This is a genomic window from Eggerthella guodeyinii (assembly GCF_009834925.2).
Taxonomy (GTDB): domain Bacteria; phylum Actinomycetota; class Coriobacteriia; order Coriobacteriales; family Eggerthellaceae; genus Eggerthella; species Eggerthella guodeyinii.
Genome location: NZ_CP063310.1, coordinates 3,723,567 through 3,744,147 on the forward strand (window position 1 = coordinate 3,723,567; position 20,581 = coordinate 3,744,147).

The window sequence follows — 20,581 nt, forward strand, 5'->3', positions numbered from 1 at the left end:
TTTCTCCCTGCGTTCAGGATACCTCGTCGCGCCTCACCCCTCGGGGTGAAAACGGACGATGCGGCGTTTTCCCTGCGACGGGCGACGAAACGCCCGAGCGCCCCGTGATACGGTGCGGACAGAGCTCGGTGCGGAGGGCACGGGGCAGGCGGCATCGGCGTTTCGTTTCGCAGGCCGCCGTTCGTCAAGGAGGAAGGGATCATCATGACGCAAGAAGCCATCCCCAGCATGGATCGACGCAGCTTCCTGAAGGGAGCCTTCGTCACAGGCGCGGCGGCAACCGCCGCCGTCACGGGCGCGGGCGCGCTCGTCGGATGCGCGGCCCAGCCGAAAGAAGGCACGGCCGGCGCTTCCAAGGCCAGCGCGAAGGACGCGACGGGCACCTACGACTTCGAAACCGCGCCCGAGCCCATCGCCGACGGCGACATCAAAGAGACGGTCGAAGCCGACGTCGTGATCGTGGGCGCGGGCTTCTCGGGCCTGTGCTGCGCGCTGTCGGCCGCCGAGAACGGCTTGAACGTGGTCCTGCTCGAGCGCATGGACCACGTGGTGGGCCGCGGCGGCTCCATCTACGCCATGAACTCGAAGCTGACGAAGGAGAAGGGTTACGAGTGCTCGGTGGAGGAGATCGCCCAGCGCTACAAGCGCATGATGGGCTACCACTCCTACCGCGTGGACGGCCGCAAGTGGATGACGCACTTCAACCGCTCGGGCGAGGCCATGGACTGGCTCATCGATCGCATGACCACGGCCAGCTCCGTGGGCGGCAGCGACCTCACCCCCGTCATGGAGCACTGGTACGAGGATCCCGAGAACATCAACGGCGAGTTCCCCGGCACGCACGAGTTCCTCGACGGCCCGAACGGCAAGGGCCCCGACGACAACCCGCAGCAGGACGTGTGCGACAACATGGCGGCGTACTGCGCGAAGGAAGGCGTGGACATCCGCTACCAGACCGAGGCGAAGCAGCTCGTCAAAGACGGCGAGAAGGTGGTGGGCGTGGTTGCGAAGACCGGCGACGGCTACGCCCGGTTCAACGCCAAGAAGGGCGTGGTCATGGCCACGGGCGACTTCGGCCAGGACAAGGAGATGCTGGAGAAGCTCATCCCCTGGGCCGCGCACCAGACCGACTTCGGCGGCATCTGGGACGGTTCCGGCCACAAGATGGCGTACTGGGCGGGTGCGGCCGTGGACAAGAACGAGACGCCCACGCCCATGATCTTCTGCTTCCAGTGGCGCTCCATCACCCGCCAGGTGCGCGCATTCCAGGGCCTCATGGTGAACTCGGACGGCCGCCGCTACACCAACGAGGACAACGTCATCTCGCACGGCGCGCTGGCCCTCACCCACGAGAAAGGACACTACGCGTACGCCATCTGGGACGACGATTACGCGAACGAGCCGCAGTGGCAGAACCACCGTTACGTGGACGGCCCCAAGGTGTTCGAGACGCCTGAGGACGTGCGCGCCTACTGGCAGACCACCATCGACGGGCCGGGCACCATCAACATGAACGGCTCGGGCGACATCGAGGTGAAGATGATCAAGGCCGACACCATCGAGAAGCTCGTGGAGGAGCTGGGCCTGCCGAAGGACGAGGCACTCAAGACCATCGAGGCCTACAACGGCTACTGCGACAAGGGCGTCGACGAGGAGTTCGGCAAGCGCAAAGAGCTGCTGCTGCCCGTCAAGAACGGCCCGTTCTACGGCATCAAGTGCACGCCCTGGTTCCTCACCACCACCGGCGGCATCCGTTGCAACGACGACATGCAGGTGATGAACGAGGACAACGAGGTCATCGAGGGCCTGTACTGCCTCGGATCCACCGTGGGCGACATGTACTGCAACTGCTACTCCACGCACTTCCCGGGTCACAACCTGGGCGGCACGTGCCTGACGTTCGGCTACGTCACCGGCCGCAAGCTGGCGGGCGCCGAATAGCATTCGCCCCTTCCCGTCGCAGCCCGGACGCTCTCCCTCCGCGTCCGGGCTGCGCGTCGTTTCACCGCGCTAGAACAAGGAATCTAGAACCGGAACACGGCGCCCCAGTCGAAATCACCGGATGTTTCGACGTCGTTCGGCCAGTTCGCGCACCAGGCGGGCACGCGCGGGGTCGCGATGCGATCGATGCTGGGCGTGTAGGGCTTGAGGTCGACCAGCGGCGTGCCGTCCTCGGCGTCGAGGTACGGCGTTTCCACGGTGCCCGCCTCGACGTCGATCGCGCCCACTTCGACGGTGGTCAGCGACACCGGGTTGGGGCGCATCGGGCTGCGCGTGGCGAAGATGCCCAGGTCGTAGTCGAGCCCGACGTACGGGCGTCCCGCGTCCACCAGGCCGCGCAGCTCGTCGGCGTCCGCCAGGTGGCTCCACCACAGCACTTCGAGGTGGCCGAACCCGTCCAACCCGCGCAGCCCGGCGCGGTACGGCTCGTCGATCCTCAACGTGGCGCTGCCATCCTCGTGCGCCTCGACATGCCCGATCGGGCGAATGACGTACTCCTCCATGGAAAGCTCCTCTCATCGCAGGTAGTTTGCAACGTCAGCGAGAGCGTACGTGGTGCCCGGAATTCGCGGGATGGCAAGGGCGAAGCGTACTTCGGTACGTGAGTCCTTGACATCGCGTGAAGGCCGGGTGCCACGTACGGTCGCAGCGTCGGCGGTTCCGTCGGCTGGCAAGCCGACGGAGCACAACCAGGAGCCTATCCCCTGACACGATGTGAGGGTCAAGCGCTTTCGACCGGAATCAGCAACTCGGTGAGATAGTCGGACGGGTCGTCGGCGTTCCAGCAACCGCGGTGCGCGATCTCGCGCGTATCGCCCGCCGCGCGCAGCATAGGGTGCTCCTCCAACCAGCGGGCGAAGGACGCGTACGCCCCGGCGATGCGGTCGTAGGGACCGTACACCATGATGCTCGCCGCCTGCGGCAGCGCCGCGCTGCGATGGAAGCGCAGGCCGCAGCCTTCGTCGCCGGCCCCTTCGCCGCACGTCGGGCGCGCGTCCGTGGCCACCGACACCTCCACGATCACGCCGTCGCGCACGTCCGCTTCTTCCGAGCGGTCGGCCGGAAACGTGCAGAACTCCGTGTACGGCTTCGACGGCTCGATGCCGTGCTCGTGCATGAGCGCGCCCAGCCGCTCCCAGGCAAGACGCTCGTCGTCGTAGTCGGGCAGCTCCATGCGCAGCGTCACCACGTCGTAGGCCGGCACGCTCTTCATCTGCACCTCGAACGCCTGCCGCGCCTCCCCGGCCTCCACGGCGCCCAGCAGGCCCCGCAACGCCGTCCGCCGCTCTTCCACACGCGCCGCCTCGGCGTCGAGCGTACGCTGGTGGCAGCGCAGCTCGTCGGCGAACGCGTCGTCGTCCAGCGTCAGCAGACGCTTGATGTCGCGCACCTGGAACCCCAGGTCGCGCAGCGCCTTGATGCGGTTCGCCCGCGCCAGCTGCTCGACGGCGTACAACCGGTACCCCGACGCGGGATCCTGCGCCGCCGGCACGAGCACGCCCTCGGCATCGTAGTGGCGCAGCATGCGGATGGACAGCCGCGCATACCGCGAGAACTCCCCGATCCTCAGCACGAGCTTCCCCCGTCCCATCGCAAGTCGGAGGCGAATTCGTACGAGATAAGATCGCCGACCTCCGTTTCGAGCCACCCGCGCTCCCCATGCGAGTAGTCGGACAGCGCCGAGGCGGAGGCGAACCCGTCGGCAAACGAGCACACCGCCTCGAGCAGGCTCATGTCCGATGCGGAAAACACGGCCGGGTTCGCCGGGCGTTCCGCAACGACCACCTGGCCGTTGCCCTGCTCACGCAGCGAAAGCGCCTCGCCGTCGATCAGCCCCGCCATCAAGAGCTCGAACTGATCGGGCACCGGACCGAACGGCGCTTTGGCGTATCGCAAGCCAGTGAACCCCGCACCGGTTTCGCGATACGCCGCGAAATCGAGGTAGAACAGGACCTTGTTCAGCTTCGTCCGGTACAGGTCGCGCGCATGCTCGGCGAGGTATACCACCGTCTCGCGAGCGCGATCGGGGTCGAACAGGCGCATGCCGGTATCGAGCCCTTCCCCTCGCGCAATCCCGTCCATCGCGTCGAACCGGATCACCGCGTAGTCGATGCGGGACACGCCGCGCTTCCGCACGACGTCGCGCGCGCTCGCCCGCTCCTCATCTGAGAGCTTGCGCGCGCCCTGCTCCAGGCACTTCAGCAAGAATCGAGGGTCGCGCGCGTTGGCCAGCAGCTGGGCATGGGAATCGGAGGCGAGGCAACCGCGCTCATAGCGCTGCAGGCTGGCCACGCCGATGTCGAGGATCGCCGCGAACACCCGCTGGGAGAACCCGTACTTCTTCCGCAACGCCACGATCTCCTCGGGTTGCATAACGCCCGCTTTTTCTCGATATGCTCGATAGAGCTTTTCGAACCCCTCGTCGACAAGGGGAGCCCATCCGATGGAGCTTCCGCATTTCGGACAAATCAAATGCTCGATATCGGCCTCGACCGTCACGCCGCGGACTTCCTCGACATGGTGTCGCGTCTCGTACGTCGCGTCGACTTCCTCCCGGCAGTCCTCGCATAGCAGCCGTTTCACAGGCTCCATCATCAACCCGCCTTCTTATTCTTCTATCTTCCAGCGTTCGGCAGCCTCCCCCATGCAACACCCCAAATCACATCATTTGATGTGATCAGTATACTATGAGCCAGCCAAAACGACATCAAATGATGCATCGATCTCCTACAGCCACACGGCCATCCCCGCGCACGCCGCCAACCCTGCGGCCAGCACCGCGCCGCTCGACAGCGAGAACGCACGCGGCGCGAACGAGGTACGCTCCGCGTCGGGCGCGCCGTAGCAGCGTGCGTCCATGGCCACGGCCAGCGAGTCGGCGCGGCGGAACAGCCCCACGAACAGGGGGATGAGCACCGTCTGCCACGCGCGCAGCCGCTCCCACAAGCTGCCCTCGGCAAACGACGCGCCGCGCGCCCATTGAGCATCGTGCACGCGGCCGAACTCCTCGGCCGTCACGGGAATGAACCGCAGCGCGAGCGAGAACACCATGGCGATGTCGTCGCTGGGAACGCCGATGCGCTTGAGCGGGCGCAGGAAGTCGCCCAGGGCGTTCGTCAAATCGGTGGACGTGGTGGTGTAGGTGACCACGAGGCTGCCCACCACCAGCAGCACGATGCGCAGCGCGAAGAAGCAACCGCGCGCGAGCCCTGCCGGCACCAGGCCGAACGACCCGATCAGCGGCACGGGAGCCCACGTTGTGAAGATGCCGGCCGACACGTCGCCGAGCGCTGCCGGCGCCTCGACCACGGCTTGCGACACGTCGAACGAGAACCCGTTGAACAGCACGGTGAACGCCACGATCACGTACACCGGCACCAGCAGGCCGAAGAACCGCCGGATCGGAACGCGCGACGCCGCCGCCACCGCGGCGAACAGCAGCGCGCACAGCGCGATGCCCGCCCACGAGCGCACGAGGAACAACGTGACGGAATACGCCGCGAGCAGCACGATCTTCACGCGCGCGTCGCACGCGTGCACCGGCGAGGTTCCTGGGATGTAAGAGCTGACGTTGATGCGCATGCTGGCAGTATGCCACAACGCCCCTCGCCGCGCACCAACCGGGTTGACAATCCCGCACGATCAGCGCGATCAGCGCAGTCGGCGCGATCGGCGCGACCCTAGCGAACCGCCGCGCGCGTCAGATCTCGACGGCCTCCACCTGGTCGACCAGCTCCTGCTTGCTGTGCACGTCGAGCTTCGCGTACAGGCGCTTCACGTGGCCGCGCACCGTATTCTCGGAGATGAAGAACGCGTCGGCGATGTACGCCTTGCTGCGCCCGCGCGCCAGCAGCTCCAGGATCTCGCTCTCGCGCGGCGTCAGCGCGTACGCCTCGGTCATGGCCGCGCACCGCAACGCCAGCGTGTCGGCGGCACCCGGCTCGTCCAACGTCTGCTGCATGGCGCCCATGCGCTTGGCGGGCGTGTCCTCGTCGCCGCCGTCGTTGAGCTCCGTGAACACGAGGTGATTGCCCGCCGACGACTCGTCCAAGAAGAACAACGTGGCGATGACCAGCACCCACACGATCAACGACATGATCATCGAGGCATCGTGCCCCCACGTCTGCAGCGCGTCGCCCGCCATCTTCCCCAGCGCGAACGGCAGCGAGTACGCCACCCAACCGGCCGCGAACACGGTGATGGGCCGGTACGTGCTGTGCCGGGCGATGTCGGCCAGCGCCAGGAACAGGAACAGAATGAGGAACGTCTGCGCGATGCGGATGAGCGCGAACAGGTAGCTTCCGAACACCTCTTCCAGATACGGTGCGAAGATGAGCGCGGTAGCCACCAGCAGCAGCACGAGCCGCCACGTGCGGCTGAAGCTCAGCCCCCGCTTCAATCCCACGACCCACACGAACAGCGCGAGCGACAGCAGCACCTCGCCGCCGTGATGCACGAGCACCGACGCGAAGTAGGGAGAAGGCTCGGCCTCCAGGAACAGCGACTGGATGATGCCCACCGTCAGGCTGTACACGGCGATGCCGGCCACCAGCCGCCACAGCGACCCGACGGTGCGCTCGTTGTAGTAGCGCGCGGGCTGGGGCGCGTCGGGGACGGTCGCAAGCGAGCGGCGCATCGCGGCGAAGGTGATCAGCGGCAGGCACGCGAGCACCACCGTGGCGGGCGCGGCGGGAAGGAAGTCGACGATGGTCTTGCCCACGGAACCCAGCGCCATGGTCAGGAAGATCAGCGGCGTCGCATAGTGGATGTCCAGTTCTGAGTAGAACTCGCCCCAGCGCATGTACGCCCAGCCCACCCCGATGCCGCCGAGCGCGGCTCCCAGCGCCGTGCCCACCGCCTCCGAGGCGAGCGGCAACGCGAGCAGCAGCGCCGCCGCAGCCATGCATGCGCCGGCAACCACGTCCAACCGTCGCTTCGCCGCATCGGACAGCGCGCACCGCTTCGAGCCCAGCACCACCGCGATCAGGAACGCCGACAGCGCCAGGTACATAACCGACATGATGGACACGTCGTCCGTCGGGCTGGGACGATGGGTCGTGCAGTATATCCAGATGTGGATGGTCATAAGACCCAGATGGCTCGGTCGTATGGTTCTCAGAAACTGCATGCCCGCACCGCACCCCTTCCCCGTGATGTTCGGGAACACTATACCGCATCGACGTGGAGAAACGCCGAAATGAACCCGTTTGGGGTCTACGGGCCGCGCGCCGGCGCATCCCCCGCGACGGCAAAGTGAACCCGTTGGGGGTCTACCGGCGCATCCCCGTCCTTCGTAGTATGCGGCAAGGAGCAGGAGGCTCTGCAATGAACACTGACGAAGGAGGTACGATGAGAGAGAAGCGGACCGAACCCGCCGCATCGCAACGGGTCGTTCGATCGAGGGGAAGGGGCGCATGGTTCTTCGCATGCGCGCTGAGCTTGATGCTGGTTTTCTCGGGGCTGGTCGGCTGCGCTCCCCAGGGTACAAGCAGCTCGTCCACCCAGGAGGCGCACTACAACGCCGGCACGTACACGGGCGTCGGCTCGGGCAACGGCGGCGACATCACCGTCGAGGTGACGTTTAGCGACACCGCCATCGAGTCCATCGACGTGGTTTCCCAGTCCGAGACCCCCACGGTGGCAACGGGCGCGCTCGAGACGCTGCCCGAAGATATCGTGAAGTACCAAAGCCTGGGCGTCGACACCATGTCGGGCGCCACGCTTTCCAGCATGGGCCTGATCGCCGCCGTCACCGACGCGGTTGAGCAGGCCGGCGGCGACGCGAGCGCGCTCAAGAAGGTGCCGACCTCCGAGCAGTCCACCGCCACCGTCGAGAAGGAAGCCGACGTGGTGGTCGTGGGCGGCGGCGGTGCCGGCATGGCGGCCACCATCCGCCTGCAAGAGCTGGGCAAGCACGTCATCCTCGTCGAGAAGACGTACCGCCTGGGCGGCTCCATCTCCGTGAGCGGCGGCAACCAGGTGGTTACGGGCAGCAAGCTGCAGCAGGAAGCGGGCGTCACCGACGACTCCGCGGAGTCGATGATCGAAGACTTCCAGGCGAACGGCGAGGACATCTGCGTGCCCGAGCTCATCAGCCTGTACGCCAACAACGTCGGCGAAACCACCGACTGGGTGCACGAGTTCTGCCGCGTCGAGTACAACATGGAAGGCGGCCTGCACGACCTGGCCGAGTACACCCACGACCGCGAGCTTGCTTATGCGGGCGGTGGCGCCGGCGCCACCGAGTCGCTGCGCACGGCCGTCGCCGAATCCGGCGCCGAGGTGCTGCTGAGCACGACGGCCGACAAGCTGACCACCGACAACGGCGCGGTCACCGGCCTGGTGGCCACGGCCAAAGACGGCACCACCTACACCATCAAGGCCGACTCCGTGGTGCTGGCCACCGGCGGCTACGGCAACAGCGACGAGTGGCTGACCGACGAGCTGAAGGACACCTCGCTCTACTACGGCCTGGCTTCCTCCACCGGCGACGGCCTGACCATGGCCACCGCCGACGACGTGAACGCGGCCACCCGCATGCTCGAGTACGCCAAGCGCTACCCCAACGGCGTGGAAGTTTCGGCCGGTCGCGCCAAGTCCACCATCGACGGGAACATCCTCGTATGGCCCATGAGCGCCATCCTCGTGAACCCCGAGGGCGAGCGCGTGGTCAACGAGAAGGCCAGCAACCACGACATCCTGGAAGCGGAGGTCGAGCAGACCGATTCCATGCTGTACCTGCTGATGGATCAGGAAAACTACGACGTGTGGAGCACCAAGCTCAAGGACACCGGTTTCAGCGAGAAGGCCGTCGAGGGATGGCTCGAGGAGAACGGCAGCTCCACGCCGGTATTCGCCCACGGCGACTCCATCGAAGATCTGGCGAAAACCGTCGGTATGGACGCTGCGACGCTGCAGCAGACGATCGACGCGTACAACGCAGGCGTCGATGCCGGCACCGACGAATTCGGCCGCTCCGGCGAGTACCTGCAGAACAAGATCGGTGACGGCCCGTACTACCTGGTGGAGCAGAAGCCCCGCTACGCCACCACCATGGGCGGCCTCGTCATCAACGAGTCGCTGCAGGTCATGAACACGAGCGATCAGCCGATCGCGGGGCTGTACGCGGCCGGCGAAGTGGTCGGCGGCGTGATGGGCTCCAACTCGCCCTCCGGCGCCAACAACGGCTGGGCGCTCACCTCCGGGAAGCTGGCTGCGGAAGCCATCGCCCAGAACTAACCGACCCGCGCGGACGCGTGCGCACACGCTCCGCATCGCACGGCCTCGGCGCCGCCCCCTCCCCCTCCCTGGGCGGCGCCGAGGACCCCTTGAACCCCGCTCGAACCGAGGAAGGACGAGGAACATGCTCACCCGCAGATCGTTCGTTTCGCTCTCCGCGCTCACCCTTCTCGGGGCGGCCGTTCCCGCCTGCCTGCACGGCTGCGGTACCATCGCGTCCGCGGACGCATCGGAGGCAGGCGACGCCGACAAACCCGAAAAGCTGTCCGCGTTCGCTTTCGACACCGTCGTCACCATCGAAGCCTACGGAGCCGGTGAAGCGCTTTCCCAGGTGGAGGAGCGCCTGCAGTACTTCGAGCGCATCTTCTCGCGCACGCTCGAGGGCAGCGACGTCTACGCCATCAACCACGCCGACGGCATGCCCGTGGAGGTGCACGGGGAAACCGCGGAGCTGCTGGCCGCGGCGCTGCGCTACAGCGAGCTCTCGAACGGCCTGTTCGACCCCACCATCGGCAGCGTGTCCGAACTCTGGGATTTCAAGAACGGCGTGGTCCCCGACGACGCGGCGCTGAACGACGCGCTCGAGCACGTGGACTTCCGCACCGTCGGCCTGGACGAACGCACCGTCACCCTCACCGACCCGCTGGCAAAGCTCGACCTCGGCGGCATTGCGAAAGGCTACATCGCCGACGACATCGTGGGCTTCCTGCGCGACAACGGTTGCCGCAGCGCGCTCGTCAACCTGGGCGGCAACACGTACGCGCTGGGCACGAAGCCCGACGGCAGCGCATGGCGCGTGGGCTTGCAAGACCCCAACCAAGCGCGCGGAACCCTGTTCGCCACCACGTCGGTCGCGGATCGCTCGGTGGTGACGAGCGGCATCAACGAGCGCAGCTTCCTGCGCGACGGCGTCCTCTACCACCACCTGCTGGACCCGCGCACCGGCATGCCCGCGCGCACCGGAACGGCCAGCGCTACCATCGTCAGCGAGCGCTCCCTCGACGGGGACGCGCTGTCCACTATCGCTTTCCTCATGGGGCCCGACGACGGTCCGGGCTTCGTGCAGCAGCAGGGCGACATGCAGGTCGTGTACATGAGAACCGACGGAACCGTCACCTCGACGGACGGATTGGAGATCGAAGCCCTATGAAGCATCCCGCATCGGCCCGCCCTCGTAAGACGGGCATCATCTTCATCGCCGCCGTGCTGGCCGCCTCGCTGCTGGCCTGGGGCGGCATCCAGTTGGCGGTTGCCGCCAACGCCGACCACCGCCAACTCCAGGTCGCCGACGGCGACGGGCAGACGCACCTGCTGCCGCTCGACCAAGACGGCTCCTACACGTTCACCACCTCGCTGGGAACGAACGTCGTCACCGTGGCCGATGGCTCCGCACGCATGGAATCCTCGGACTGCCCGGGGCACGATTGCATCGACCAAGGCTCCATCGACAACGCCGCCGAGATGATCATCTGCATGCCGCACAAGCTGATCGTGGGCATCGTGGAAGACGAGGAGAACTAACATGACCGAGAGAAGCCTCCGCGTCGCCCGCCTTGCGCTGTTCGCGGCGCTCACCCTGGTGCTGTGCTACGTCGAGTCCACCATCGTGCTGCCGGTGACCATCCCCGGCGTGAAGCTGGGCCTGGCCAACGTGGCGGTGCTCATCGCCCTGTACCTGATGGGACCGCGCTGGGCGCTCGGCATCATGATACTGAAAGTGCTGGTCATCTCCTTCTTCGTAGGGGCGCCCTCCATGATGCTGTACAGCCTGGCCGGCAGCGCGCTCGCCTTCGTCGGCATGCTGGCGGCCTGGAAGCTCGACCTGTTCGGCATCGTGGCCACCAGCGTTCTCTCCGCCATCCTGCACAACGCGGGCCAACTGCTTATGGCGATGGCGCTCATGCACACCACCGCCATCCTCATCAACCTGCCCGTCATGCTCATCGCCGCCTGCGTCATGGGCACGCTCACCGGCTCCGTCGCCGCCGGCGTGCTCAAAGCGTTGCCCGCCATCACGCAAGCAGGCGCTTCGAAGCATCGCTTTCCGGCGAAGCGCCGCGCGTAGGCGCGAAGAAGCCCGCAGCACGGCCGCGGGCTTCGAGGATTGCAGGGATTGCGGAGATGCGCGTTGCGCCAAGCGACGCTACATGCGCGCCTTGATGTGATCGACGCCTTCCTTGACGTTGTCTTTGGCCTCCACGGCGGCCTCCTTGACGGCCTCTCCGGCCTTGCCCAGCGAGTCCTTCACGGACTCCATGAAGTCCTCGGGCTTGTTGTCGCGACGCTGCTCGTGCTGCTGCGCGCGCATGGCGGCCGCGGGGTCACCCGTCTGCTGTGCCACCTGGTGCTCGCTCTTCGCGGCGTCGTCCTCGGCCTTGCGCTCGGCCATGCCGGCCTTCGCCTCGTGATAGGCGTCCTTGACGTTGTTCTTCACGTCGTGGGCGGCATCCTGGGCGGTGTTCTTCACGTTGTGCGCCGCATCCTGCGCCGCGTTCTTCACGTCGTTCGTCGTATCGTTCTGAGCCATGATCGTATTCCTTCCGAATAAAAGTTGGGGTGTCGGGTTACGCTTCGTCGGCTTCGCCGGTTGTCTTGATCAGCAGTTCTTCCGTCTCGGCTTCAGCTCGATCGAAATCGAAGGCGGTGGCAGCCGCCTCGACGGATTCCTTCTCGTTGCCGTCGCCGTCGACGGCTTCCACGTACTGCTCGGCTTCGCGCTTCACTTCGTACTCGATGCGCTCGAGATCTTCAGCCGCCTCGCGATTCAGCTCCTCAGCATCGTCCTTGTCGATGCGGATGTCTTCCTTCGTGGTTGTCTTAACCATGTCGGACTCCTTTCACTTCGTACGGCGCGAAGCACCGTGCATTGCTTGACGTCTTCACCCCTCAATTGTACTGAGGGGGACCCGCGCGCTCGACCACCGCAGCGCTACGATAGCGAAACGGCTGTGCGACAGCGTCCGGGGTTCGCCGTCCTCTAATCCTTCGTACCGTCGTCCGACGCCTCGTCCGACGCGTCCGCTTTCTCGGATTCGTCCTTGCCCGACCCGAACAGGTCGCCGAGCGTCTCCCAGAAGTGGCCGATCAGCACGGGCGTCTCGCGCTTCACGTCGCCGGCGGCCACGCGGCTGTGATGCAGCACGTCGCCGGTCATGTCCTGCACGTGGGCTTTCACGTCGCCGGCGGCCTCGGGGCCGTGACGGAAGATGTCGTCGGTCATATCCTGCGCATGGCGCAGGACTTCGGCAGCCATGTCGGGGCTGCCATCGTCCTCGACGGGAGCCTGTTCAGCCGGCTCCGGAGCGGTGGTGTGTTCTGCCATACGATCCTCTTTCAACGAGATACGGCGCGTACCGAAACGGCAGCGCCTCTTTCTGTATGGTAGAACGGGGATAGGCGCGGTGGGGAAACCGCGCGACAACGGAGCTGCAACGCCTCGATGGCAGGCCCCGAAACGCAGAACGGGGACCCGCAGGTCCCCGTTCGGAATACTATCTGGAAAGAAGGGCTACTTGGCAGCCTCTTCCTCCTTGGCGTCGGCCGTCTCAGCCTTGGCGGCTTCCGCGTTCTCGGCGGCAGCTTCCTCGGCCTTCTCGGCAGCCTCGACGGCGGCTTCCTCGACCTTGGCCTCAACCTTCTCCTCGGCCTTGGCTTCGGCGGTCTCCTCCTTGGGAGCCTCCTCAGCAGCCTCGACCTTCTTCGGAGCAGCCTTCTTCGTCGCCTTCTTGGCGGCGGGCTTCGGCTCTTCCTTCTTCTTCACGGGCTCGGTCACGAGCTCCATGATCACCATAGGAGCGTTGTCGCCCTTGCGGTTGCCAAGCTTCATGATGCGGGTGTAGCCGCCCTGGCGGTCGGCGAACATGCCCTGCTCGACCTTCTCGAAGATCTCGCGCACGAGATCCTTATCGCCCAGAGCCGCGATGGCGAGACGACGAGAATGCAGGTCGCCACGCTTGGCCCACGTGATGATCTTGTCGACGTTCGGACGGATCTCCTTGGCGCGGGACTCGACCGTCTTGATGCGGTCGTTCAGGAACAGGGCGTTCACCAAGCTCTTCTTCATGGCCTTGGTGTGGCTGAAGTCAGTGCCCAGCTTGCGGCCCTTGTAGTTGTGTCGCATGATTCGTATCTCCTATAGCTTCAAATTGAGGTCCATGGAAATGAGCTTGTCCTTCACTTCTTCAATGGACTTCGCACCAAAGTTTCTGATGTTCAGCAGGTCGTTTTCGGAGAACTCAACGAGCTGGCGCACCGAGTGGATGCCGGCACGCTTCAGGCAGTTGTACGAGCGAACGGACAGGTCGAGGTCCTCGATCTGCTTGTCCAGCTCGGCATTGGACTCCTGGCCCTCCGGCGCGAAGATGGACGGAACTTCGCCCTCTTCCTCGTCGACGACGTCGGACAGGCTCAAAAACGCTCCCATGTACTGGTTGATGATGTTGGACGCGCGGCACACGGCCTCGGTCGGCGTGATGCTGCCGTCCGTCTCAACCTCCAGCACGAGCTTGTCGTAGTCGGTGCGCTGACCCACGCGGGTGTCGGTAACGTTGAGCGTGCAACGACGAACCGGCGAGAACAGCGAGTCCACATGGATGACCCCGATAGGATCTTCCGTGCGCTTGTTGCGCTCGGCCGACACGTATCCGCGGCCCACGCCGATGCGAACCGTCATGTCCAGCTGGCCGCCGTCGGCGACCGTGGCGATGACGTGCTCCGGGTTGACCAGCGTGAACTCGGTGGGGATGTCGAGATCGGCACCCGTCACCGTGCAAGGACCCTCCGCCGACACATGTGCCGTGGCTTCCTCGATGTCATCGTTCAACGCGGAGAACACGAGCCCCTTGACGTTCAAGACGATATCGGTGATATCCTCGATGACGCCTTCAGCCGTCGTGAACTCATGCTGCACACCCTCGATCTGGATGGCGGTGGCTTTCGCACCATCCAGCGAGGAGAGCAGAACGCGGCGCATGCAGTTGCCCAACGTGTAGCCGTAACCGCGCTCGAGCGGCTCGACCACGAAACGTGCGACAGTGTCGTTGACTTCTTCCGTTGTTACCGTAGGCCTCATGAACTCTGTCATGTGGGATAAGCCTCCTAACTATGCCGCGATTATTTCGAGTAAAGCTCGACGATGAGCTGCTCGCGAATGTCCAGATCGATCTGATCGCGCTGCGGAAGAGCAAGTACGCTACCCTGAAGTTTCTCGATGTCGACCTCGAGCCATGCAGGCACCTGCACGCGCTCGTTCGAGATGAGCGCGCTCTTGATGACGAGCAGGTCCTTGGCCTTCGGCGCGACGGCCACGAGGTCGCCCGGCTTGACGCGGAACGACGGGATGTCGACGCGGCGGCCGTTCACGGTGATGTGACCGTGACGCACCTGCTGGCGAGCCTCGGCGCGAGACTTCGCGAAGCCGAGACGGTACACGACGTTGTCGAGACGGCTTTCGAGGATGCGCAGCAGGTTCTCACCCGTCACGCCCTTCTGACGACCGGCGAGATCGTAGTAATGACGGAACTGCTTCTCGAGCACACCGTAGATGCGCTTGGTCTTCTGCTTCTCGCGCAGCTGGTTGCGATATTCGCTTTCCTTGATGCGCTTCTTGCCGGCCTCGCCGGGCGCGTAGTTGCGGCGCTCGAGTGCGCACTTCTCCGTGTAGCAGCGATCGCCCTTAAGGAAAAGCTTCGCCCCTTCACGACGGCACAGACGGCAGTCCGCTCCAGTATAACGAGCCATAATTCTTAGATCCTTTCAGTTACACGCGACGACGCTTGCGCGGACGGCAACCGTTGTGCGGAATGGGTGTGCAATCCTGGATGCTGGCGATCTCGAGGCCGGCGGCCTGCAGAGAGCGGATAGCCGTCTCGCGACCCGAACCCGGGCCCTTCACGAACACGGAAACCTTACGCAGGCCATGCTCCATAGCCGTCTTCGCAGCGGCCTCGGCGGCCATCTGCGCAGCGAACGGCGTGGACTTGCGCGAACCCTTGAAACCAACCGTGCCGGCAGACTGCCAGGAGATCACATTACCCTGAGGATCGGTGATGCTCACGATCGTGTTGTTAAACGTAGACTTGATATGCGCAGCGCCGACGGCGATGTTCTTACGCTCAGAGCGCTTAATGCGCGTGCGCACGTTTTTCTTAGCTGCCACTTGAGACTACCTCACTTTTTCTTTCCGCCGATTTGCTTACGAGGACCCTTGCGCGTGCGCGCGTTCGTGTGCGTGCGCTGTCCGCGAACGGGCAGGCCGCGACGATGGCGGAGTCCACGATAGCAACCGATCTCCATGAGGCGCTTCACGTTCTGGGAAACCTCGCGGTGCAGGTCGCCCTCCACCTTGATGTTCGCCTGAATGTAGTCGCGCAGCTTCGTGAGGTCATCCTCCGTGAGATCCTTGACGCGGACGCTGCCGTCAACGCCGGTCTCAGCAAGAATCTGCTTGGAGGTGGTCATGCCAATGCCGTAGATGTAGGTCAAGCCGACTTCAATGCGCTTGTCGCGAGGAAGGTCGACACCAACAAGACGTGCCATAGGTTATATCTCCTCTTTCTTCCTAGCCCTGACGCTGCTTATGGCGCGGGTTCTCGCAGATAACGAGGACCTTGCCATGGCGTCGGATGATTTTGCACTTATCGCACATTTTCTTGACCGAAGGACGTACCTTCATAATCATTTCCTTTCGGTTAATGCGTTCTTATATCTATCGTTACACCCAGCCGCAGGTGATAGCTTTCCTCTTCGTGCCGCTTGCGCACGGCGCAAGCCCCCTCTTTGCACACAAATCCTGCACAGGTTGACACAACCTGCACCTCTTTGCGGTGCTACTTGAACCGGTAGGTGATGCGTCCGCGGTTCAGATCGTAGACGGACAGCTCGACCGTCACTTTGTCGCCCGGCAGGATCTTGATGTAGTGCATGCGCATCTTGCCGGAAATGTGGGCCAATATCTTGTGCCCATTTTCGAGCTCCACCCTAAACATAGCGTTTGGCAGCGCTTCGAGGACGGTCCCCTCGAGCTCGATAACATCTTCTTTGGTCAAAAGTGCTCCTTCAAGCATATCGTCGTTAAGCAGCAACCATAGATGATACCAAAAGTATTCGGTTATGTACACGAGAATTTGAGGACGCAGAATTCCAACAAACCTTCTGGTCCGAATGCTACCTGCTTGCCAGGCGTGCGGTCGTGCCGCGCAGTCCGCGTCGCAGAAACGGGACCGCCAGGTATTCGCGCGAAGCGCAGCCGCCTTGTCGGCTTTGACGCGTTCGATGCGCTCAGAAGCGCTCGCGTCCTTGATGTCATCCTATTCTAGGCTATTCCGCCGAAGGGTCAAGAGCGATTTTGCAACGTTTGCGCAACGCGCGTGTCGGCGTACAGGACGTTCTTGCCGCGAACGCTTATCCGATCAGACGTTTCAACGTTGATTCGATATCATCGTCAAGGCATATCGACCTTTCTGCGATTTCGGGAGGCGCATACGTCTCGCCAAGGTTCAGGCAAGCGTACGTGGCGTTTTCGTTACGCTCCGCCATGCGCCAAAACGGGTACTTGATCCAAACAGGGGTGTTCATCCCCACGCCAAGCTCCAGAAGCAGAACGCGCATGCCCTCATGGCGACGGAGGTAATCGTCGTAGCGGTCCTTCGCCCGATACCAGCCCTCGTCTTGCACGAACGAGCCGTCGACGCGCAGGTTCATGGTCATGAGCCTGCCGCATCTCGGGCAACGGGGCACCAGCCCGGAGGGTATCCTCATGTTCTCCTGTTCGGAAACCATGCGGCGCACGGCAGCCTCGTTATCGTACGTTTCGCTATGGCACGGCGCGGAGCATTGCCACAAGCCGTAGTCGCCCTGCATATAGAACAGGCGCTTCTTGTCGAACCCTGCGGATTGGAACTGGTGGTCGACGTTGGTCGTCAGCACGAAATAGTCTTTGTCCCGCACGAGTCGCAGCACATCGTCGTAGACGGGCTTGGGGGCAGGCACGTACCGGTTGTAGTAGATATGCCGACTCCACCATGCCCACCGTTCTTCCAGCGAGCTGAAAGGCCAGAATCCTCCCGTGTAGAGATCCGGGATGCCGTACGCGTCGATGAAGTCGGAGAAGAACCGCTCGAAGCGCGCCCCGGAATAGGTGAAGCCGGCAGCGGTCGAAAGCCCTGATCCGGCACCGATCAGTACAGCGTCCGCCCTATCGAGCGCCGCCCGTAGGCCGTCGACGCTACCGGAGCAATCCCTCGTAGACCTCCCTGTCGATGTCTTTGAAAACATTGATGACCGCCTTCTTCACGCTGGTTCGGGTTGCCAGGAATTCTTCCACCGTCGATACGGCCCCTCGTGCTGCCGATCGCAGACGCGACCGGCAGCACGAGGGGCTGCGTCCTTGCCTATCGGAGATTAGAACTCGTACGGAGGATTGCCGGAGAAGTCGGCAATGGAACCATGGGGGTTGTCCAGATAGAACACGGTGAAGATCGGGTTCTCGGCAGTCTCGTACTGGCCTTTCACGATCGGGTTGGCAATGCACATCTCCTTGACGGCCATGTCGTCGGAGAAGACGGCCGTGCCGTGCAGGCGGATCCATGCGTAATCGGGAGAGGAGACGCTGATCTCGATTTCGGGATTCTCCTGCATGTCCTTGTAGACATCTTTGGTGATGTTGGTGTCGAACCACAGTTTGCCGTCCTTCTCGCCCGCGAACATGAAGGGGCGGCACTTCGCCTTTCCGTCACGGCCGACGGTGGCCAGGTACTGGACCGGATTCGCAGTAAGGAACTCGACTACGTTCTTCATGATGATGATCCTCCTATAAGGTATCGGCTATTTGTAACCGTCTTGGTTACAAGTTGTATAGTAAGGTCGCTTAGTTGTAATGTCAATGGTTACAATGAAATTTGGCAAAAGAGAAGGGGCTCAAGCCCCTTTCCCGCGATCGTCGCTCTGACGCTATTCGTCGATGCACGTTCGGACATCACGCATTACGTCCTCGAGCGTGATTCCGGCAAGCTCGTCCTCCATCGCCTTCTGAACCCGGTCGAGCTTGTCGTCCAAAACGCAATGGATGCTCCGCCCCACCGGACAAGCGGCATTCGGGTTGTCGTGGAAATGGAACAGCTTGTCGTCCCCGATGCACTCGACTGCGTGGTAGATGTCGAGAAACGTGATGTCCGCCAGGGGCTTCGCGATGGTCGCGCCCCCGCGGCCGCGTGCCACGTCGATGAGGCCCGCCGCCTTCAGCTGCAGCAATATCTTGCGCACGATGACGGGGTTCACGTTAGTGCTGCCGGCGAGGAAGTCGCTCGTGACCTTCCTGTCGTCGTGAAACGTATCGATACAGGCGAAGATGTGGACCGCCAAGGTGAACCTGCTGGATATCTGCATAGAGGAAGCTCCTCTCTTCGTTATCGGGCCTGCGCGGCTCTCACACTATAGGATATCATCGCTGTAATGTCGATAGCTACAACCGTTCGCGCCCGGAAGCCAGCGGGTTACCTTCCTGATCTTCGAGCAGCGAGGCCAGCTTGCGGTACGAGACGATGGCCACGATGGAGTTCGCCAGCGCCTTGAACACGTTGAACGGCAGCAGCGCCGGCAGTACCAACGCGGCCACCTGCTCGTAGGCGGCGCCCATGTACAGCGGCGTCACGACGAAGTTCAGGCAGATGGAGACCGCCGAGGACACCACCACTCCGGCGGCGCACCCCAGCACCGCATGCAGCAGGCAGGGCTTGCGGCGGTACACCGTGCCCACCACGAGGATGAGCGACACAGTGGCCATGATGTTCATAAACGCGCCCAGCGGGTCGGTGACGAGGTGCGGAATCCAGGAGGCCACGGCCACGCCCACGCCGATCCACGACCCGTACAGGATGGTGGCCAAAAGCGACACGATGCCCGACGGGTCGTACTTCAGCCACTCGGCACCCGGGACCACGGGCAGCTCGACGAAGCTGAGCACCATCGCCATGAGGATGAGCAGCACGATGGCGGCAACTTGTTTGGGCGAGCGCTCCCGCCATCCGTACGGCAAACCGTCCATGAACCGCCTCCTTGATCTCTCTGGTCCATTATACGCAAGCGGGACGGCGAAGGGCGCCTCGCATCGCCCGGCACCGCACGGCGCGAAACGTCTGCGGCAACGGCGAAGCGAGCCGGTTCGCAGGACGACCGGCTCGCTTCGCGGAGGGGAACGGAACGCGGGGACGCTACGCCGTCTTGGCAGCCGAAACGGCGGCCTCGACGTACCCGGCGGTGTCGACGAGCGTGGCGCCCGAAACCGCGTCGGGGCCCTTGGCCTTCACGTCGGCGATCTTCTGACCGGCGATGAACGCCTCGATGGCGGACATGGATCCAAGCCACGGCGTGGTGGCCTGCGCCTTCTCCTTCATCATGGCGCTGTACACGTCGGAGTTCACCGACTTGGACATGAGCACCACGCCCTCGGCGTAGCCGTCGGCGAACCCGGCGTCGGAGTTCGGCACGGGCACGAGGCCGTCGGTGGCCGCGTCGCTGAACTGGAACTCGTCGATGCTCGCAGCCACCAGCACGTCGCCCTGCACGAGCGAGACGGCCTCGGCGAACGCCTTGTCGCCGTGCGCCGCCGCGTTGACGCGGCCCAGCTTGAGGTCGGAGCCGTCGCCGGCGTACGTGCCGGTCGTCACGATGTCGCCGCTTTGGGCCACGTCGGACACGAGCTTGAGGTAGTTGGGAGCGTCGACGAGGGTGGCGCCCGACACCGCGTCGAGGTTCGTCTTCGTCAGATCGGCGGCCTTCTTGCCCGCGCAGTAGCCCTCGATAGCCTTCATCGACGTGAGCCACGGCGTGGTGGCCTGCGCCTTCTCCTTCATGATGGCCGAGTACGCATCGTTGTTCTGCGTCTTCGACATGAGCACCTGGCCCTCGGCGTAGCCGGCCGCGAACCCGGCGTCCGAGTTCGGGACGGGCGTGATGCCCGCCGAGTCGGCCGCCATGAACTGGTAGTCGTCCACGCTGGCGGCGAGGATGGTTCCGTCCTCGGCCGTGGCGACGACCACGCTGGTGAAGCACTTGTCGCCGTGCGCTGCGCCATAGCCGCGATGAAGCGTGACCGTCTTGGCGGCGTCGCCCGCGTCGGCGGCGGCCGTCGCGCCGTCGGTTTTGGCTGCGGCGTTTCCACCCGCGCACGAGCTGAGCACGCCGGCGCCCGCCGCGCCCAGCGCGACCACGATGCTACCCTTGAAGAAATCACGACGAGTGACCTGCAGTTCCATAAGAGCCTCCCTTTGGTATCCCTGGACAACGGGGCCACCATACGGGCTATCGGGAACCGAATCCATCGTCAAAACGAGGGAACTTGGCT

At 64.1% G+C, this 20,581-nt stretch carries 25 protein-coding genes; 5 read left to right on the plus strand and 20 right to left on the minus strand.

The annotated features are described in order from the left end of the window. Positions 1 to 204: 204 nt before the first annotated feature. Positions 205 to 1,941, plus strand: coding sequence for an FAD-dependent oxidoreductase (locus GS424_RS15930; RefSeq protein ID WP_160941422.1), 1,737 nt, complete (start codon positions 205 to 207; stop codon positions 1,939 to 1,941). Between the two features lie 83 nt (positions 1,942 to 2,024). On the opposite strand, the gene GS424_RS15935 is transcribed toward GS424_RS15930, so the two are convergent. The 5 genes from GS424_RS15935 to GS424_RS15955 all read right to left on the minus strand — a co-directional run bounded on the left by GS424_RS15935 (position 2,025) and on the right by GS424_RS15955 (position 7,129). After that, positions 2,025 to 2,504, minus strand: a complete 480-nt coding sequence (locus tag GS424_RS15935; RefSeq protein WP_160941423.1) for a TrmO family methyltransferase domain-containing protein — start codon at positions 2,502 to 2,504, stop codon at positions 2,025 to 2,027. Positions 2,505 to 2,722: 218 nt separating this feature from the next. After that, positions 2,723 to 3,574 carry a MerR family transcriptional regulator gene (locus GS424_RS15940; RefSeq protein WP_160941424.1) on the minus strand — a complete coding sequence of 284 codons (852 nt, stop codon included), beginning with the start codon at positions 3,572 to 3,574 and terminating at the stop codon, positions 2,723 to 2,725. Next, the gene (locus tag GS424_RS15945; protein ID WP_244977588.1) at positions 3,568 to 4,596 is read right to left on the minus strand and encodes a type II TA system antitoxin MqsA family protein; all 1,029 of its coding nucleotides are present in this window, start codon (positions 4,594 to 4,596) and stop codon (positions 3,568 to 3,570) included. Before GS424_RS15945 ends, GS424_RS15940 begins: the two co-directional genes overlap by 7 nt. Positions 4,597 to 4,728: 132 nt before the next feature. Continuing rightward, positions 4,729 to 5,583, minus strand: a complete 855-nt coding sequence (locus GS424_RS15950) for an energy-coupling factor transporter transmembrane component T family protein (protein ID WP_160941425.1) — start codon at positions 5,581 to 5,583, stop codon at positions 4,729 to 4,731. Positions 5,584 to 5,701: 118 nt separating this feature from the next. Continuing rightward, on the minus strand, positions 5,702 to 7,129 hold the full coding sequence (locus GS424_RS15955; RefSeq protein WP_160941426.1) for a response regulator transcription factor: 1,428 nt from the start codon (positions 7,127 to 7,129) through the stop codon (positions 5,702 to 5,704). Between the two features lie 221 nt (positions 7,130 to 7,350). Between GS424_RS15955 and GS424_RS15960 the strand changes: the two genes are divergently transcribed. From GS424_RS15960 to GS424_RS15975, 4 genes are all read left to right on the plus strand, one after another. Then, positions 7,351 to 9,240, plus strand: a complete 1,890-nt coding sequence (locus tag GS424_RS15960) for an FAD-dependent oxidoreductase (protein WP_160941427.1) — start codon at positions 7,351 to 7,353, stop codon at positions 9,238 to 9,240. Positions 9,241 to 9,364: 124 nt separating this feature from the next. Beyond that, complete coding sequence (locus GS424_RS15965; RefSeq protein ID WP_160941428.1) at positions 9,365 to 10,390, plus strand: FAD:protein FMN transferase; 1,026 nt, start codon at positions 9,365 to 9,367, stop codon at positions 10,388 to 10,390. After that, positions 10,387 to 10,761 (plus strand): NusG domain II-containing protein, encoded by a 375-nt coding sequence (locus tag GS424_RS15970; RefSeq protein WP_160941429.1) that lies wholly within the window; start codon positions 10,387 to 10,389, stop codon positions 10,759 to 10,761. Before GS424_RS15965 ends, GS424_RS15970 begins: the two co-directional genes overlap by 4 nt. Position 10,762: 1 nt before the next feature. Beyond that, positions 10,763 to 11,305 carry a Gx transporter family protein gene (locus GS424_RS15975; protein ID WP_160941430.1) on the plus strand — a complete coding sequence of 181 codons (543 nt, stop codon included), beginning with the start codon at positions 10,763 to 10,765 and terminating at the stop codon, positions 11,303 to 11,305. A gap of 78 nt (positions 11,306 to 11,383) precedes the next feature. Here the strand turns inward: GS424_RS15975 and GS424_RS15980 are convergent, their stop codons facing one another. From GS424_RS15980 to GS424_RS16050, 15 genes are all read right to left on the minus strand, one after another. Beyond that, complete coding sequence (locus GS424_RS15980; protein WP_160941431.1) at positions 11,384 to 11,767, minus strand: hypothetical protein; 384 nt, start codon at positions 11,765 to 11,767, stop codon at positions 11,384 to 11,386. A gap of 37 nt (positions 11,768 to 11,804) precedes the next feature. After that, a complete protein-coding gene (locus tag GS424_RS15985) occupies positions 11,805 to 12,065 on the minus strand; it encodes a BAG1 BAG family molecular chaperone regulator 1 (RefSeq protein WP_154332804.1) in 261 nt (86 codons plus the stop codon). A gap of 152 nt (positions 12,066 to 12,217) precedes the next feature. Next, complete coding sequence (locus GS424_RS15990) at positions 12,218 to 12,562, minus strand: hypothetical protein (RefSeq protein WP_160941432.1); 345 nt, start codon at positions 12,560 to 12,562, stop codon at positions 12,218 to 12,220. A 186-nt stretch (positions 12,563 to 12,748) separates the two neighbouring features. After that, positions 12,749 to 13,360, minus strand: a complete 612-nt coding sequence (gene rplQ, locus GS424_RS15995; protein WP_154332802.1) for a 50S ribosomal protein L17 — start codon at positions 13,358 to 13,360, stop codon at positions 12,749 to 12,751. Positions 13,361 to 13,372: 12 nt separating this feature from the next. Continuing rightward, positions 13,373 to 14,323: a DNA-directed RNA polymerase subunit alpha gene (locus GS424_RS16000; protein WP_101720734.1), complete on the minus strand. Its 951-nt coding sequence runs from the start codon at positions 14,321 to 14,323 to the stop codon at positions 13,373 to 13,375. A 29-nt stretch (positions 14,324 to 14,352) separates the two neighbouring features. Beyond that, positions 14,353 to 14,979 (minus strand): 30S ribosomal protein S4, encoded by a 627-nt coding sequence (rpsD, locus tag GS424_RS16005; RefSeq protein WP_154332801.1) that lies wholly within the window; start codon positions 14,977 to 14,979, stop codon positions 14,353 to 14,355. A gap of 19 nt (positions 14,980 to 14,998) precedes the next feature. Beyond that, the gene (gene rpsK, locus GS424_RS16010) at positions 14,999 to 15,397 is read right to left on the minus strand and encodes a 30S ribosomal protein S11 (protein ID WP_009306916.1); all 399 of its coding nucleotides are present in this window, start codon (positions 15,395 to 15,397) and stop codon (positions 14,999 to 15,001) included. A gap of 11 nt (positions 15,398 to 15,408) precedes the next feature. Beyond that, positions 15,409 to 15,777, minus strand: coding sequence for a 30S ribosomal protein S13 (gene rpsM / locus GS424_RS16015; RefSeq protein WP_114546334.1), 369 nt, complete (start codon positions 15,775 to 15,777; stop codon positions 15,409 to 15,411). A gap of 22 nt (positions 15,778 to 15,799) precedes the next feature. Further along, on the minus strand, positions 15,800 to 15,913 hold the full coding sequence (gene rpmJ, locus GS424_RS16020) for a 50S ribosomal protein L36 (protein WP_006363204.1): 114 nt from the start codon (positions 15,911 to 15,913) through the stop codon (positions 15,800 to 15,802). A gap of 154 nt (positions 15,914 to 16,067) precedes the next feature. Then, a complete protein-coding gene (gene infA, locus GS424_RS16025; protein WP_009306918.1) occupies positions 16,068 to 16,286 on the minus strand; it encodes a translation initiation factor IF-1 in 219 nt (72 codons plus the stop codon). A gap of 355 nt (positions 16,287 to 16,641) precedes the next feature. Further along, complete coding sequence (locus GS424_RS16030) at positions 16,642 to 17,514, minus strand: SIR2 family NAD-dependent protein deacylase (protein ID WP_160941433.1); 873 nt, start codon at positions 17,512 to 17,514, stop codon at positions 16,642 to 16,644. A 126-nt stretch (positions 17,515 to 17,640) separates the two neighbouring features. Beyond that, positions 17,641 to 18,036: a pyridoxamine 5'-phosphate oxidase family protein gene (locus GS424_RS16035; protein ID WP_154332800.1), complete on the minus strand. Its 396-nt coding sequence runs from the start codon at positions 18,034 to 18,036 to the stop codon at positions 17,641 to 17,643. A gap of 153 nt (positions 18,037 to 18,189) precedes the next feature. Then, on the minus strand, positions 18,190 to 18,624 hold the full coding sequence (locus GS424_RS16040; protein ID WP_160941434.1) for an Rrf2 family transcriptional regulator: 435 nt from the start codon (positions 18,622 to 18,624) through the stop codon (positions 18,190 to 18,192). Positions 18,625 to 18,700: 76 nt separating this feature from the next. Beyond that, on the minus strand, positions 18,701 to 19,282 hold the full coding sequence (locus tag GS424_RS16045; protein ID WP_160941435.1) for an ECF transporter S component: 582 nt from the start codon (positions 19,280 to 19,282) through the stop codon (positions 18,701 to 18,703). 166 nt (positions 19,283 to 19,448) lie between these two features. Next, a complete protein-coding gene (locus GS424_RS16050; RefSeq protein WP_160941436.1) occupies positions 19,449 to 20,492 on the minus strand; it encodes a TAT pathway signal sequence in 1,044 nt (347 codons plus the stop codon). Positions 20,493 to 20,581: the final 89 nt, after the last annotated feature.